Origin of the sequence: Bacteroides sp. 14(A) (assembly GCF_000526555.1) — a bacterium.
In the GTDB taxonomy this organism is placed as follows: domain Bacteria; phylum Bacteroidota; class Bacteroidia; order Bacteroidales; family Bacteroidaceae; genus Bacteroides; species Bacteroides cellulosilyticus.
This window is the reverse complement of sequence record NZ_JAGH01000002.1, coordinates 1,608,612-1,623,880: the sequence shown is the minus strand read 5'-3', so window position 1 is coordinate 1,623,880 and position 15,269 is coordinate 1,608,612. Positions and strand designations below refer to the sequence as shown.

Genomic DNA, 15,269 nt, shown 5'->3' with positions numbered 1-15,269 from the left:
TTCTATGTGTTAACTACCTTGTATTTCTCCAACCGGAGCAAGGTTCAAAAAGCATGCTAATACTCCTCTTCGTTAAAGAAGAAATCCTCTTTGCTGGGATAATCGGGCCATATATCTTCAATACTTTCATAAATATCGCCTTCATCTTCCATTTCCTGCAAATTTTCAATCACTTCGAGCGGAGCGCCCGAACGAATGGCATAATCTATTAATTCGTCCTTGGTTGCCGGCCAGGGAGCATCTTCCAGTTTAGATGCTAATTCCAATGTCCAATACATAAGTCCTAAGTATTAAAATTGTGAATATTAAGTCCTACTTTCTATTTTTCGGCAAAAGTATAATAAAATCTCTCACTTACAACTATTATCCCAAAATATTTCATCTTTTTTCTCATCCCAGTTGATTTTCCGTGACAAGACAAACAAATAATCGGACAAACGGTTCACATAAGCAAGCAATTCGGGAGCAACTTCGCATTGTTCAGCCAAGGCCAGAATACGACGTTCCGCCCTGCGGCAGACCGTGCGGCAAACATGACAAACAGATGCTCCACGACTACCGCCGGGCAATATAAACGCATGCAATGGAGGCAGCAGATTATCCAAACGATCTATCTCCCGTTCAATTCGTTCTATTTCTTCGGGGTGAATAACACTGGCACACTTCAATTCTGTCTTTTCAAGATCGGTAGCCAAATTGGAACCTACTGCGAAAAGACGGTCCTGAATATGACGGACAAGTACCTGATCCGCTTCATCCGGCAGGTAAGTGACAAGCACTCCCAAATTAGCATTCAACTCGTCCACTGTACCGTATGCTTCCAGACGAACATGGGTTTTCGGTACCCGTGTACCGCCTACTAACGAGGTAGTACCTTTATCACCGGTTTTGGTATATATCTTCATAAGTGATTGGTGTTTAGTAATTAGTGTTTAGCAGTTAGTAAGTGACGCTAATCACCAATCACTAACTGTTAATCACTATTGAAACGCCTAAAGATAATCAAAAGTTGACAATATAGTTCTGTTTTATCTTAGTTTTATCGAAGAAGAGAATTCCAAGGTCATAAAGGTCGAACGTAATGCCCACATGCTCATCTTGTTGCATACGTTTCCAAAGCGCTTTCATTTGCGAAGTATAGCGGATTCCTTCGATGACGAAAACCGACTTTCCACAGGTACGTGCTACACAGATACGGAATACTTCTTCCATAAATTCCGGGTGACGATAATCATGCAGATAAAGGAAACCTACGGGTACGCCGGCTTCCAGAAATAATTCGGAAAGTTCGGATGCCGCTGTATAGTCCGCTCCCTCCTTTCCTGCTTTCAGATAGAGAGACGAAGCGGCAAGCCTGCCGACATCCACTATCGTATCCGGCTGGATGTAATTTACCAACCGGAACAAGAGGCGTTTCACTTTCTTCGATTCATACTTCCAATAGTTGTCTTTCTGTGGGGCCAGTTTTTTCTGCTCTACTGCCAGATCTTTATATTTATAATAAGGAGTAGATTCGTAAATCACCTGCGTAATCAGATTGAAAGCAAAAGGCGAATGTACCCCATAGCCGCAACGATGGCGAAAACGGCTCAACCAGATAAAAGGGCGTTTCAGGGTCAGTGTGATACGGTTCATAACATATAAATTCTTTTATTGGGCACAAAGATAAGTAACACTCCGCTTAGTCGCATACCTTTCCTTTGATAACTTTCGGTTCCGACGAGTAGTTCTCCTTAACCGTCAACTGCACATTCTCCCCGTCAAAGCGGAAAGTAATATTGAGAGCTGTAATCCAGTTAACATAATGTGCTTTAAGTTCCAACATCGCAGCCGATGGCCAGGCATAACTGCCCGCTACATAAAACGGCCCCTCTATTCCATTAAAACTTCCTTTCGCTTCTATCGAATAGGGAGGATGGACATCGGTTGAAGTTTTTTTCCATTGCTTATAACCGAATGAGAGATTATATTTTGTACCGTCAGTCTCTGTTACGGTCATGATTACTTCCTTCTGCTTGAACTGGAGATCCAGAGATTGCCAGTCGAACTTGTTCGGTTCGAGAACTATACTTTTTCCTGCATAATCACGGGCAAGAGATGAACTCGCTTTTCCCGGTACAAAAGGCAACTGATAAGAAGATTGTTTTTTCAACAAGCGTTTATAATCCTTTCCCGGTATCAAGGTATCATCGCCGACAGCAGGCAACAGGCGATTCCACACCAAACGGCGCTGTGTAGCTCCATCTATCAAAGTACATTCAGTGATGACCACTACCATATCTTTGTCCGGTATGAGAAGCGCATATTGTCCCAGGGCACCGTCTATGCGAACAGCACCCGGATATTCACAAAGCCACATCTGATACCCATAACCGTAGCCAAAACTACCAGTATCCGACTGTTTAGTCATCATCCTGTCCACCCACTCTGCCGGAAGCAACTGCTTGCCTTCCCATACTCCACGATTCAGTAACAGCTGTCCGAACTTAGCCAACGATTCACTCTGCAAATACACACCCCAACCTCCGGTATTGATTCCTTCAGGGCTTACTTCCCAGGATATATCGGTGATATGCATCGGTTTGAACAGTTTCAGCCGCAGGTAATCCAATACTTTCATTCCCGTCACTTTCTGCACAATAGCGGAAAGAATATACGAGCTCATGGAGTCATAGTCGAAATGTTTGCCGGGAACTTTTATCGTTTTTCCCAGATACCCTCTGATCCAGTCTGTACGACCATTACGCATATTCCAGTCAGGAGTGACGCCGGAAGTCATATTCAGCAGGTTGCGGACGGTCATATCGGCAAGATTTGCAGAAATAGTATCCGGAAGTTGGTCGGGGAAAAAAGAAGCCACCCGATCTGTCAGCCGCAAACGATTTTCAGAAATAGCAAGGCCTACAGCGGCACCAACGAAGGTCTTGGAGCAAGAATATACGGTATGCCGATATTCCGGAGCGAAAGGTTCAGGATAAATCTCCGCGATTACCTTTCCATGACGTAGTACCATCACACTATGTATATCCGTTTTAGGCAAGCCCATCAGAGAGTCCATCAAAGCAATAAGTGCTCCGGAAGGAACCCCTTCCACTTCGGGTATCGAACGTTCCAGTTCGCGAATCTGTGCACTGGTCGTTGCAGGTATCAACAGGCAGAGCACAAGGAGAAATAAAGTAATTCTGTTCTTCATACTAAAGTAGATCGGCTACATCAAGAAATAGAGAAAAACAATCATTCATAATATCACTTATATTATAAACTGACCTATAAATTGTCCTATTTCAAAAATATCAGTTTTAGGAGTAAAATTAAGTTTTAAGCCTCCAACACCAGATGCCCATATTTTCAATTCTGCATTAGCATCTAACGTCCCGGCTGTTTCAATAGAAAATGCCGTTATTTTAGAAAACGGAATAAAAAGAAGCTCTTTCTTTTTTCCCGTAATTCCTTGAACATCTATAAAAATGATTCTTTTATTGGTTATCACAGCTCTATCTCTAATCCCTTTAAACGTAAAGCACACCTTCTCATCAGGCAATATAAAATTACCAAATAATTCTTTTCCATCATCTAATGCAACAGGTTCAAGAGATATCAAATTCTTTTGTACAGTTTCCATGCTCTTTTATCAATTTTATGAAGTTTATATTATTACCAAAGCTAAACAAACAAATACGTTTATATCTTAACATATCTCGCAAAAGTAAAGTATTTTAATAGGGTAAACAAATCTCAGAACAATATTTTATTCTTACCTTATGGCTTCTACTACCCTTTCTACTTACTCAAATAGCAACATACAAGTAGTCTTTTCAGGCAATGACAAAGAAATCGTTTTACCTGTGTAGTTATTACTTTGCCCGTCTATAATCGCCTTTGCCCGAATGACACCTTCCGGCATTTTCACATGAAATATTCCCGGTATAGTTGCCGTAAGTATAGCCTTCACAGCCTTTCCATCTTTCCACTCCAAATCAACGGAGATCCCGCCACGGGCCTTCATTCCATGAAAGCTACCAGTATGCCAGCTTTTCGGCAAAGCAGGAAGCAGATGAATAAAACCCTCATGACTTTGCAACAACATCTCGCCAATTCCTGCGGTTCCCCCATAATTCCCATCAATCTGGAAAGGGGGATGCGAACAGAACAAATTAGGAAACGTTCCGCTGCCATAACGCTTTGTCTGAGGATCAACAGCCGGATAAAGAAGGCTCTTGAACAGTGTCCAGGCACGATCCCCATCACCGAGGCGAGCCCAGAAATTTACCTTCCAGGCACGACTCCAACCGGTTCCTCCATCACCCCGACGGTTTAGCGTCTCACGACAGGCATTGGCAAGTTCAGGAGTAGCATCAGGAGAAATCAGATTACCCGGATGCAAACCATACAGATGGGAGACATGGCGGTGGTGTACATCTTGCTCTTTATAATCTTCCAACCATTCTTGCAGATATCCTCCTTTACTGATCTGCATAGGTGGGAACTTATCTAATGCCTCCCGCAACTTCGCGGCATAGTCAGCATCACATTCCAGTATGGAAGTTGCTTCAATTACATTGGTATATAGCTCAGTCAGTAATTGAACATCCATCGTAGGCCCCATGCATACACTGACGGGAGTCGGATCATTGCCGACAAAAAAAGCATTTTCAGGAGAAGAGGTAGGGGCTGTTACAAGCCAACCATGTTTAGGTTCCCGCACCATTGTAGAGTAAAAGAACTCAGAAGCACCTTTCAGCACAGGATAAATTCGTTTCAGAAACTCAATATCCTGAGTATATTGATAATGCTCCCAAAGATGAGCACAAAGCCAGGCACCACCGGTATTGGTAGCCCCCCAAGAGGGATGTTCACCGGGAGCGGTATAGTTCCAGATATTCGTCATCATGTGAAGCACCCAACCTTGAGCATGAGTACCGTAAAAAGTACGGGCAGTCTCTTCTCCCGAGGGGATAAGACGTTCTACAAGCGCAGTCAAAGGCTGGTAAAGTTCCGAAAGACCGGCTTGTTCAAGTGGCCAGTGATTCATCTGGATATTAATATTGGTATGATAATCGCCATTCCAAGGCGTTTCTACTCCATTTGCCCACAATCCTTGCAAATTAGGAGGCAAGCTACCCGGACGGGTGCTGCTGATAAATAGATAACGACCATAATTGTAATAGAGAGCAGCCAAAGCTGGAGACTCACGCTCCGTGAAACGAGTAATGCGCTCGTTAGTGGGTAATACATCATCTTCCGTAAACGGAAGAGTTAGAGATACACGATCATAAAAGGTACGATGGGAGGCTATGTGGGACTCTTTAATTTGCACATGTTGAGTAGCGGCATTCAGCAAACTATCACAAACTTCTTTATAACGGTTTCCTGAAAAATCAGTACCGGAAGCAGCATAAGAAGTAGTGGCAGAAAGCACCAGCCATGCTTCCCTCCCCTGAGTCAGGGTGATACCACGCTCGGCAGAAATATTCTGTTTACCACCTTTAGATATTAATCGCATGGCAACACGATACTTCATACCTTCCCGTCCGGGCTTTCCACTGTCTAAAGTACCTTCCAACAACAAAGTTACTTCTTCCTTCCCAATACCCGGAAGCACAGAGACCACACCTTGTTTGGGACGGGAAAGTTGAGCAGAGAAGGACAGGGCACGGCGACGACTGGCAGTCAGGTGTATGATCATAACGTCCTTATCGCGTGAAGTGAAATATTCACGTTGATAGTCAATACCTTCTTTCGTGAATGAGGTATAAGCAACTGCATCACGCAGATCGAGCCAACGGCGGTAATCAGTAACCGGAGCTGCATCATTTTCTGAAATAGTTTTTCTTCTATGCGGAAAACTGAAATCGATATTGAGATCGGCCAGCATCTGATAGTTACCATAAGTTCCACCGGATTCAGGCTTCTTAGGCACAAAACTGCTATACATCAGTTCTTGAGCTTCTTTATTCTTTCCTTCAAATAAAAGTTGCTGAATAGCCGGGAGACTTCGGGAAGCGTCCGGATTACCATAATCAGCTTCCATACCACTCCACAGGGAGATTTCATTCAGCACAATATGCTCACGATCAACGCCACCGTCAGGCATCATACCGAGACGACCGTTACCCAAAGGAAGTGTTTCTTCCCAAATGGTAGCAGGAGCGGTATAGTAAAGTTGGTGATTATAAACATCCGCTGGTATTGCCGGAATAGTTCCCATAACAGAATTACAGGTGACAAGTAGTAGAAAAAAAGCAAAAAGAGTTTTCATAATAGTATTAGCAATGATTTTGTACATCGATACAAAAATAATACAAAAATTAAATAAAGCTACTCCATTTAGAAGTGTTTTCCCTATCCCCTCTATTAAAAATATTTTTCAGGAGATATACATAAATGAAAACCTGAAATATATTATAGAAATGAAATCACATACTGTTGAGTTTATATCAATATCTCCTACATCCTACACCCGCCATTATTTTCATTTGATTATCAAATAGATAAATGGTGTAGAAAGTGGTGTAGGAAGATGTATGAAAGCTTCATCCTACACCAGTTGTTTCATCCTTTCAAACTCATATTTCCCTAATTAACAGACTCTTAAGATGCATTACACAAACTTTGTTTGAATTCATGCAGATATCTCTTTTTAGCCTGAACTATTCATTACTGGAGTTAAAAACGTATAATTTTGTTAGGAGCTAAACCCTATACTCTCATTATATAGGAAGCTGAACTGTAGATGTAAAACTTGATATGCTCCTTCCTTTTTCCCCTAAAGCTTTAATACTAATGTCATTATGCCTGTAGCAAAACCTCGTTTTCCAGTTGTGGACTGTATATCCCACAATTGCGGGCTACACAGCCTCCAATTGGAAACCATAGAGCCCGCAACCGTGGGACGAAGTTTTACTACAGGCAAAAGAAGAAAAACAATAAAGCAAAGCGGGGTTTTCATACGACCTTCTTCCCATCTTTCTTATTATTCCACAATAAAATGCTCAGCTGCCACTTTTATCTTTTTGCCTTATAACTGATAAGAATAAAATGCAAAATTTATTCCTGGGGAGTTTTAGAAAAGATACGGGAAATAAGTTTCAAATCAAACTTGGACCTGCGATCATAAAAGAAAATGCCGTTCTGCTCCTGCTCTACATCGGTCAATTGTGTATAACAATATCCCCAAACATATTCCTTTAAACTTAGTATAGCATCTATCTGCGATTCAAGACGTTGCAGGAATTCTTCTTGAGTTGCAGGAGGTGTACTGTAGCCCCAGGAACTATCTGTATTACTTTTATCTTTCGTCTCTACCCATTTTATACCACCTACTTCATCTATCAAATAGGGCATATCGCCCTCATATTTCGGAAAAGGATAGGGACTATCTACACCAAGCCCATTAAATCCCACATTGGCGGATGGCACTCCTTGCGGATTATTAGGTGTCTGAAAGAAAACTCCATCTTTATATAAGGCATCCTTCAAAGCAGCCGGATCTTGTTCATAGCTATGTACCGTCCATATATCTGTTTTTATATGACATCCTCCGCTGGCATCATTCACCGGCCGAGTGGGATCCAATGACTTAGTCAAATCATACAAATCTGCTGTGAAACGTGGATATTGTATGTGATCGGGCCACCACTCTTCATTCATCGGCGTCCAAATCAATAAAGACGGGTGGTTCCGGTCGCGCAAAACAAGCTCCGACCATTCTTGCAGAAAGTTACGTGCAACCTCAATGCTGTTTGCATCCATTCCCCAGCTTGGTGCTTCCCCCCAAGTGATATATCCCAGTTTGTCGGCCCAATAATAGAAACGTTCTTCAAAAGCCTTCTGATGTAGACGGGCACCGTTAAAACCGGCAGCCATCGAGATTTCTATATCTCTTTTCAGGGCCTCATCCGAAGGAGCTGTCCAAATACCGTCCGGATAAAATCCTTGATCAAGTACCAAACGCTGATAATAAGGCTTATTATTAAGATAAATCTTATTTCCCTCAATATGGACCTTCCGCATTCCCACATAAGAAGTCACCTCATCTATCACCTTTCCATTCTCATCCAACACTTGATACAGGACATCATACAGAAAAGGCGATTCCGGTGACCATAACCTGACATTCTTCAATGAAAATACAGCCACAGAACTATTTGCAGCTTTGACACATACTGTTCCGATTTTCTTGTTATTCTCTTGCAAAACAATCCGCAATGTGTTCTTATAACTGTCACGATAAAAACGGGGGTGAATAACCAACTGTTTTTGGTCAATATCCGTTAGCGCATGAACAGACTGTAACCCTGCCGATGCCACAGCCTCCAGCCATACAGTTTGCCAAATACCGGTAGTACGCGTATATTGGCATCCATGAGAGTTCAGCAAAAGACTCTGCTTACCGGCACTTTGCATCATAGATCTTAGATCACTGCTTGCACGCACCACCAGATGGTGTTCTAACCCATCCTCTACATATCCGGTAATATCGAAACCAAAAGAAGAGCTACCTCCGAAATGTCTTCCAACCAATTTTCCATCAATATAGATTTCCGAATTAAAATAGACAGCCCCAAAGTTCAGTATTACATTCTTGCCTGCCCATTCTTCCGGTCTCCGTATGATACGATGATACCAAATATGATTGATAAAATCTTTATGTTCTACCCCGGACAACTTACTTTCCGGCGGAAAAGGAACTGTTATTTTACCGCTGAAAGTTGTAGCTTTATGGAATTCCTTTTCCATCCCAATATTTGTAAAATCAAAGGCATAGTCCCATTCTCCATTTAAGTTTAGCCATGTCTTACGCTCAAACTGGGGACGTGGATATTCCTTTCGTGGTATTTCACCAGCATTTGTTTGAATCCCCCACGCAACAAATGCAAGGAAAGTTACGAATAAATTTCTCAAAATCATGTGGTTGTTTTTTTAATCAATATCCAGTACAAAGCCTCCATGAGGCAACACATCTATTTCCAGCACCTCTTTCTCACTTATCTCCGGGAAAGTTTCAATGCGTACATCATGCAATTCATTCCCTTCCTTGTCAGCATATAAGGTTATGGTATGTTGACCTTTATCCAGAAAAGACAAGGGAACCTTAATTCTACGTTTTTGTCCGCCGTTAATTCCCGCAACAAACCATTTCCCCGCTTTGCATCGAGCCACACAGAAATATTCGCCCGGAAAACCGTCTATGAAATGAATCTGGTCCCAAGCTGCCTCAATCTTTTCAAGCAAAGGACGAGCTGGAGAATTCAAATAGGCGGCCGGCCTGTCTGCCATACAAATCCATCCGGATTCAAAGGCAAATGCCAAAGCCAACTCATGAGCATACGTTGTTGTACGCGGATTCTCATCACGGATAGTAAAGGTCACGGGAGTGTAGTCCATAGATCCAACCACATTACGTGTAAAAGGTAAAGTACAATTATGGCGGCTATCAGGTGATTGGGCCCCCTTGAAGGTATAATATTCAGCTCCTCGCACTCCTTCATTAGTCATGATATTAGGGTAACGTCTGCGATGTCCCCGCGGCAAAGTCTCTCCATGAAAACTCACCATCATTTTACGTTTGGCAGCTTCAGCACAAGCTGTATCGCGGAACATCATTGCATATTTTGAATCAGAATCGATATAATCAATCTTTATTCCATCCAAGCCCATTTCTTTATATCGGTCGAAAACAAAATCACGTCCCGCCTTATTGTCCAACACCTTTATCTCATCCCATCCATATACAAGAATGTTTTTCTCCCTTGCATAAGCAGTCAATTCCGGTATCCAGGTCACATCCTCCCATTCCTTTGAAGAATGGAACGGAGTATTGATTAGTGAAACATCAAATTCCAACCACTCCCACTTCATCTCGGCTGCCAGGTCAACATACATTTTTAGAGTATCGATATAACTGTTTGCCAAATAATTCCCCCACCAAGGGAAAGCCGCAACTCCCGGCTTTATCCAATCCATATCAGAGAAATCTGTAGAAGGATTCAGATTCTCAACCAATGAGGATTCTACAATATCACCTATATTTTGGCCCATAATAAAAGTCTTCCATGAAGTCTTAAAAGAAGGTTCAGCCACAAATGCCGAATCTTCAGGTGCATACACATAATGAAATGTAGCAGATTTTGGCTCCTTTGACAAGTGCATGGCTGGCATGGAATACACTTCAGCTTCCGTCATCAACATCCACTGCTTATCCTGTAATGTAAGGACGGGAAACAGAAACTCTGTAGGTCTCGTAATAGTATCAAGTACACGTTCCGGGTAGAAATTCTCATAATCCTTAATCCAGTCCATCATCCAAGTATGGGTTTCATCCGACAAAGTACACTCTGTCAGTTCATGCCGAATGGTTACCGGCTCCTGATTGCCCAGTTCGTAACGGAATGCAACCCCGTCATCATAAGCACGGCAAACGACCTTCAATAACTGCCCGGCGGCGTTTTTATAGACGAACGTTCTTTCATTTGACTTATTCACATATTCAGAGCGTTTCCCCGTGGGCAAAGTATATGTTTCATTAATAGTCCGTCCCGTTTGATCCACATACACCAATCCACTGTCAAAACAATATTTACCATTCTCCGCAACCACCCCCATCAGCGAGCTGCGAACAATTTCATTCCCACCAGAAAAAATCTGATAATATAATGAACCGGATTCATCCAACATCAACATCAGTTTGTTCCTGCCATCGGGCGAAGTTACTTCTGTTTTCTGTTCACAAGCAGAACATAGGAACAACAATACTCCCCATATAATTGCAGTATATTTCATTTTTTCGTATTTTTAATTTATCAGATACTTTATAAATTCTACAAACTATTTCTTAAAAGAGAATTTCCAAGATACTTTTCCTCCATGCGTACTCTTCAAAACAAGTTTTACAAGATTCTCAGAATTGTTTTCCAAAGAACATGCCACTTCATTATCAGCCACAGTGCAATGCTGGGGTTGCCAACCGTTCGTTGCTATGGTAATATGCATCGATTCACCCTCCACCAGCTCAGCATAGCCGGTCAATTCCTTCGTTTCTTCATTCCAAAAAACTTCGGACAATTCCAGGAGTCCTTGCAGTAAATGTCTGTCTGTAGACAAAACTTGCGGATTACTTTCCACTTCACGAACAGCCATTTGTCTTGCCTCCCCTTTGCGCAACTCTTGTTCCAGGGTTTCATTACCACCGAAAGTTCCAATCAGTTTATCATTCCAGAAATCATAAATATAATATTGCTTGTCGGGATGTAAACCGGCTCCTCCACGTCCTTCTATCCCCGAAAGCTTAATGCTGATCTTTTGAGGATGTTCTTCATCTTCATTGAAGAATGTCAACGAACTCCATTTATCTGTAAGCTTCATGCCATAAACTCTTGGATAGTCAGTAGTGAAAGCATCCAAAGGGCGGGCACTCCTTGCAAACTGATGGAAAGGATAAATACGCGACAGCTTATATACGTGCTCAGCATCCAATGTACCGAAACTATTGGCCAAGAGCAAACGAGAAGCCGTCACATAAGACATAGTCAACAATTTATTTATTCCATCTTCCGAATCTGCCGGTTGTGCCTTCAACAGGTTCTTTGCATCCATATCATAATTTACCACAACACGGTTTTTATACCATCGTAATCCACTTCGAGCTACCATCTCCGGAGTAATGACATCTGTATCTCCCCAGGTACGCTGGGAAGCCACATACCCCAATGCAATATCAGAGCCATACTTCAAATTACGTTCGTGGATATATGCTTTGTTGCCCAACCCTTCTGAAGCCAATTTAAAAATCGTACGATAAGCACCGGCTGCTGTACTATATTTGTCATCCATCCCGCCATACACTGGCCACCCCGTATATGGATAATCAAACATCATACCGACGATACCTGCGTCGTTCAAATTGTGATATACATCACGCATGTGTGCCAAGAAACCGATGTCAGTAAAATCATAAGTCGTATAATTTTTATTCAGCCAGTCGAATGTATCAATCTCATGAAAAGATTCATTAAAAAGCATATGTTCCGGATAAGCTTCCGCATAATCTTTCGAGCGAACCGCCGTTTGAAAGTAGGTAAATGGCAAGCCGCCCAAATCCAAAATAGCTTGTGCCCATTTCCTGGAAGTATCATAAGGGGCACGGTAATGACCTGATTTCAACTTCATACTTTCTCCCTGCGGTCCGCTCCCACGTAAACGCCAGTGCTCATCATCCCACCAACCATTCTCATTGTTTTCATCATAACAATCGGGTACAAGACGAATACCCATGGTAGTATATTTTAAGAATCCACTCAGTTTTACACGTTTCATTTCTTCTACGGCTCCAACAGTATCATTTGTCCCCATGACAATATTTCCACCATAAATAGGCATCATGGCATACCACATACAAATTGTCGGAAAATAGTAGTAATTCAAATTTATTTGCTGTAAGATCCGTAAAGTCTGCGCATACTTTTCAGCAGAATAAATTGGATTGGCAGTTACAAAATCCAAGTAGAACCGGTCCTTCTCCGTCATATATCCTGACTTTGCATCCACAAGTTTACCTATAACATCTGATGCATATAAATTCAGGGTGCACCTGGTAAAATCAGCCGCAGGAATTTCAACCGTTTCAGGCTTATTCAAGCGTTCTTCCGGAAGTTTCCCTTCATAAATAAGTACTTCACTGATCACAACATTATCACCACCAGCCTGTTTCACCAATAATTGCGGTTCCAGTTCATTGGCCGCTGCCGGAATCTCAAAATAAATGATTTGGGCATTCTCTCCTTTTGCCAAAGAAGGCAGCCGACAATCTTCAATACAAGTTATCTCCTTATCACCATATTTGAGATGTACTGTCTGTTTTCGTCTGTCCGCATCATCACACCACGACAAGCCTACAATGTAGGATTTATCTTTATCCAGATTATGCAGCTTAACGCCTATTTCCCTGTCCGCCCATACTACAGTCCTTGCCTCTTTGTAGGCTATGTTTCCCTCAAACTTATAAGGAGCACCGGAAGAAAGTGTAATATACGGCTGAACAGTGTCCGTGCCAACAACCTCTTCTCCTACATCGATATAAGAAACCAACTGCAAGTCTTCTACCGGATGTTCCTTCAAGTCAGCCTTCCTTTGTTCTTTTTCTCCTATTAAGGCATACTTGGCAAACTCTCCATAAGAAGCACCTCCACCCACCAAAGTATGAAAGTCATCGTCAGTTCCGAAATGAAGTATCATGTTGTTTTGTGACAACAAAGAAGGAGTTTCACGAATATAAGTCGGGCAACCTCCACCTTCACCGTCTATAAGCTTGAAATTTTTAGAGATATCCGCTCCGTAAAACAAACGGGCGTTTGCAACCGGCGATATTTCTTTAATCTGTATACCTTCTGAGGTTCCGTTACGGATACCACCATACATTATGACAAAGGGTTCCTGATCATACAAATTAAAATTAAAAACCAAGTCCGGTTGTCCTTTCTTTACTGAAACAACCTGTATAGATTGACCTTTTCCCAACGAATCCTGAATTGCCTCTATCTGATAATAGATGGAGTCTGCATCCGTAGAAAGAAAATCATTCACGCGCCAAGAGGCATCGTAAATACAGGTTTGTCCTGTTTCCACATCAATTCCTTTATAAGTTCCCTGCTTCAAATCAAATTCCAGCTTTACAATACCATTATCTATAGCAACCATCCCCCTATTGGTACAGCTTGCGCACAAAAGTATTGTAAAAATCAATCCTAACAACAGTTTATTCATAGTTGTACTTTTTTCATTTATATCCTTCATTCTGATCTTCCGCCCCTATTCCGTCATTCATATTAATTTCATTCGTTGGAATTGGATAAAAAGCATGATATGGCTGTACATTTCCCTTCGCAAACGGATTATACTTATCAACTTGCGCAGCAAAATAATCTGCTCCACGACGTATCAAGTCCATTCTTCTCCAACCTTCCATCCCCAATTCACGCATGCGTTCCTCATAAATGAAGTCGAGCATTTCTGTATTATTTGAGGCTGTAATCGGAGTGGAAACCTTTGCACGATTACGGACACGGATAACTTGCTGCTTTGCACCAGCCAAGTCATTCTCCGCCAAAAGACATTCTGCATATAACAGGATTAGATCAGCATAGCGGATAAAATAGATATTTTTCGAGCTGGCTCCGGCATCCATTACACGATCATAATCTTCATATTTCTTGCAATGAGGAGCTATATATTCCGGATCGGCCGCCGAGGTCAGCAAATTGCCATTCTTATCATAGAACTTAGTCCGGACACTGGCATCAAACCGTTCATCCGTATCATCAAACAACCCCAAGTACCTCTCACTCGGCAGAAATATACCAAATCCACCTCCCTCTGTAAACTGGTCGAGAGCTCTGCTTCCACAAAAATATTGAAATTGATTTTGCTCATCCGGATATTCAAACTGAAACTCATAAACAGATTCCACACCATTTTCAAATTCCGGCTTAAATAAATCGGCATAAGACGGTTGCAAAGAATATACGCCTAAACCTTCTATTTCCTCAAAAAGGCGTTTTGCTTCAGAATAACTCCGTATGCCGGTAGACTCCGGTGCATACATATAAACTTTCATCAGCATAGCCTTGGCTGCACCAACCGTAGGTCGTCCTGCACGATAATCTGTCTTTAGGTGTGATTCGCAAAATTCTAAGTCCTGGATTATATATTTATAAATTTCAGCCTTATCAATCCGTGGATAATTAGGAGTGGCAGAAAGAACCGTTTCCTCAGTAATCAAGGGAACACCACCAAAGTTCTGTACCAACATAAAATAATCGAATGCACGGACAAAGCGCGCCTCAGCTTCTTTACTAAGCCTCCATTCCTCCGTACTGCCTGTATAGTTACGTACAGCATTAATTGCTGTATTGGAACGTGATATACCGAAATAACCGGAGTCCCACAACCATTTCGTCAACCAATTGTCAGCATTCAATGACGTGTTGTAGCGGTCTATCGCTCCTTGTTCAGCCCAATAGTTAACTTCCACCGTTTTTCCTCTGGCCTCATCCGTACCGGTTATCCCAATAAACCCCTGACGTCCATTTTTAAACCACAAAGTAGACTTATAAGCTCCCTGTATTTCTGCCTCAATCAATGCCTCATCTACGTCTTCAGATTCAGCAGACATGAAATCTTCCGGTTCCTCTCTTAAAAACTCATCGCATGAAGATAAAGCTAAAACTCCAGCCAATGCATATATATATATCTTTTTCATACTTCGTATTTTT

Annotated in this window: 10 protein-coding genes; all 10 read right to left on the bottom strand. The window is 42.0% G+C overall.

What is annotated here, in order from left to right; all coding sequences use genetic code 11:
- Positions 1-56: 56 nt before the first annotated feature.
- The 10 genes from K429_RS0113310 to K429_RS0113260 all read right to left on the bottom strand — a co-directional run bounded on the left by K429_RS0113310 (position 57) and on the right by K429_RS0113260 (position 15,256).
- Positions 57-278: a DUF2795 domain-containing protein gene (locus K429_RS0113310; RefSeq protein WP_007212024.1), complete on the bottom strand. Its 222-nt coding sequence runs from the start codon at positions 276-278 to the stop codon at positions 57-59.
- 72 nt (positions 279-350) lie between these two features.
- Positions 351-905 (bottom strand): cob(I)yrinic acid a,c-diamide adenosyltransferase, encoded by a 555-nt coding sequence (locus K429_RS0113305; protein ID WP_007212023.1) that lies wholly within the window; start codon positions 903-905, stop codon positions 351-353.
- Positions 906-1,002: 97 nt separating this feature from the next.
- Positions 1,003-1,635 (bottom strand): hypothetical protein, encoded by a 633-nt coding sequence (locus tag K429_RS0113300; RefSeq protein ID WP_007212022.1) that lies wholly within the window; start codon positions 1,633-1,635, stop codon positions 1,003-1,005.
- Positions 1,636-1,681: 46 nt separating this feature from the next.
- The gene (bas-suc, locus tag K429_RS0113295; protein ID WP_026367228.1) at positions 1,682-3,193 is read right to left on the bottom strand and encodes a 3-succinylated cholic acid synthase; all 1,512 of its coding nucleotides are present in this window, start codon (positions 3,191-3,193) and stop codon (positions 1,682-1,684) included.
- Positions 3,194-3,250: 57 nt separating this feature from the next.
- Positions 3,251-3,622 (bottom strand): PH domain-containing protein, encoded by a 372-nt coding sequence (locus tag K429_RS0113290; RefSeq protein ID WP_007212020.1) that lies wholly within the window; start codon positions 3,620-3,622, stop codon positions 3,251-3,253.
- A gap of 162 nt (positions 3,623-3,784) precedes the next feature.
- The gene (locus K429_RS0113285; RefSeq protein ID WP_026367227.1) at positions 3,785-6,259 is read right to left on the bottom strand and encodes a glycoside hydrolase N-terminal domain-containing protein; all 2,475 of its coding nucleotides are present in this window, start codon (positions 6,257-6,259) and stop codon (positions 3,785-3,787) included.
- A 788-nt stretch (positions 6,260-7,047) separates the two neighbouring features.
- Positions 7,048-8,910: a glycoside hydrolase family 2 protein gene (locus K429_RS0113275; protein WP_026367225.1), complete on the bottom strand. Its 1,863-nt coding sequence runs from the start codon at positions 8,908-8,910 to the stop codon at positions 7,048-7,050.
- Positions 8,911-8,922: 12 nt separating this feature from the next.
- A complete protein-coding gene (locus K429_RS0113270; protein ID WP_026367224.1) occupies positions 8,923-10,782 on the bottom strand; it encodes a glycoside hydrolase family 97 protein in 1,860 nt (619 codons plus the stop codon).
- Positions 10,783-10,827: 45 nt separating this feature from the next.
- Complete coding sequence (locus K429_RS0113265; protein ID WP_155923407.1) at positions 10,828-13,761, bottom strand: hypothetical protein; 2,934 nt, start codon at positions 13,759-13,761, stop codon at positions 10,828-10,830.
- A gap of 13 nt (positions 13,762-13,774) precedes the next feature.
- Positions 13,775-15,256, bottom strand: a complete 1,482-nt coding sequence (locus K429_RS0113260) for a RagB/SusD family nutrient uptake outer membrane protein (RefSeq protein WP_026367222.1) — start codon at positions 15,254-15,256, stop codon at positions 13,775-13,777.
- Positions 15,257-15,269 lie beyond the last annotated feature (13 nt).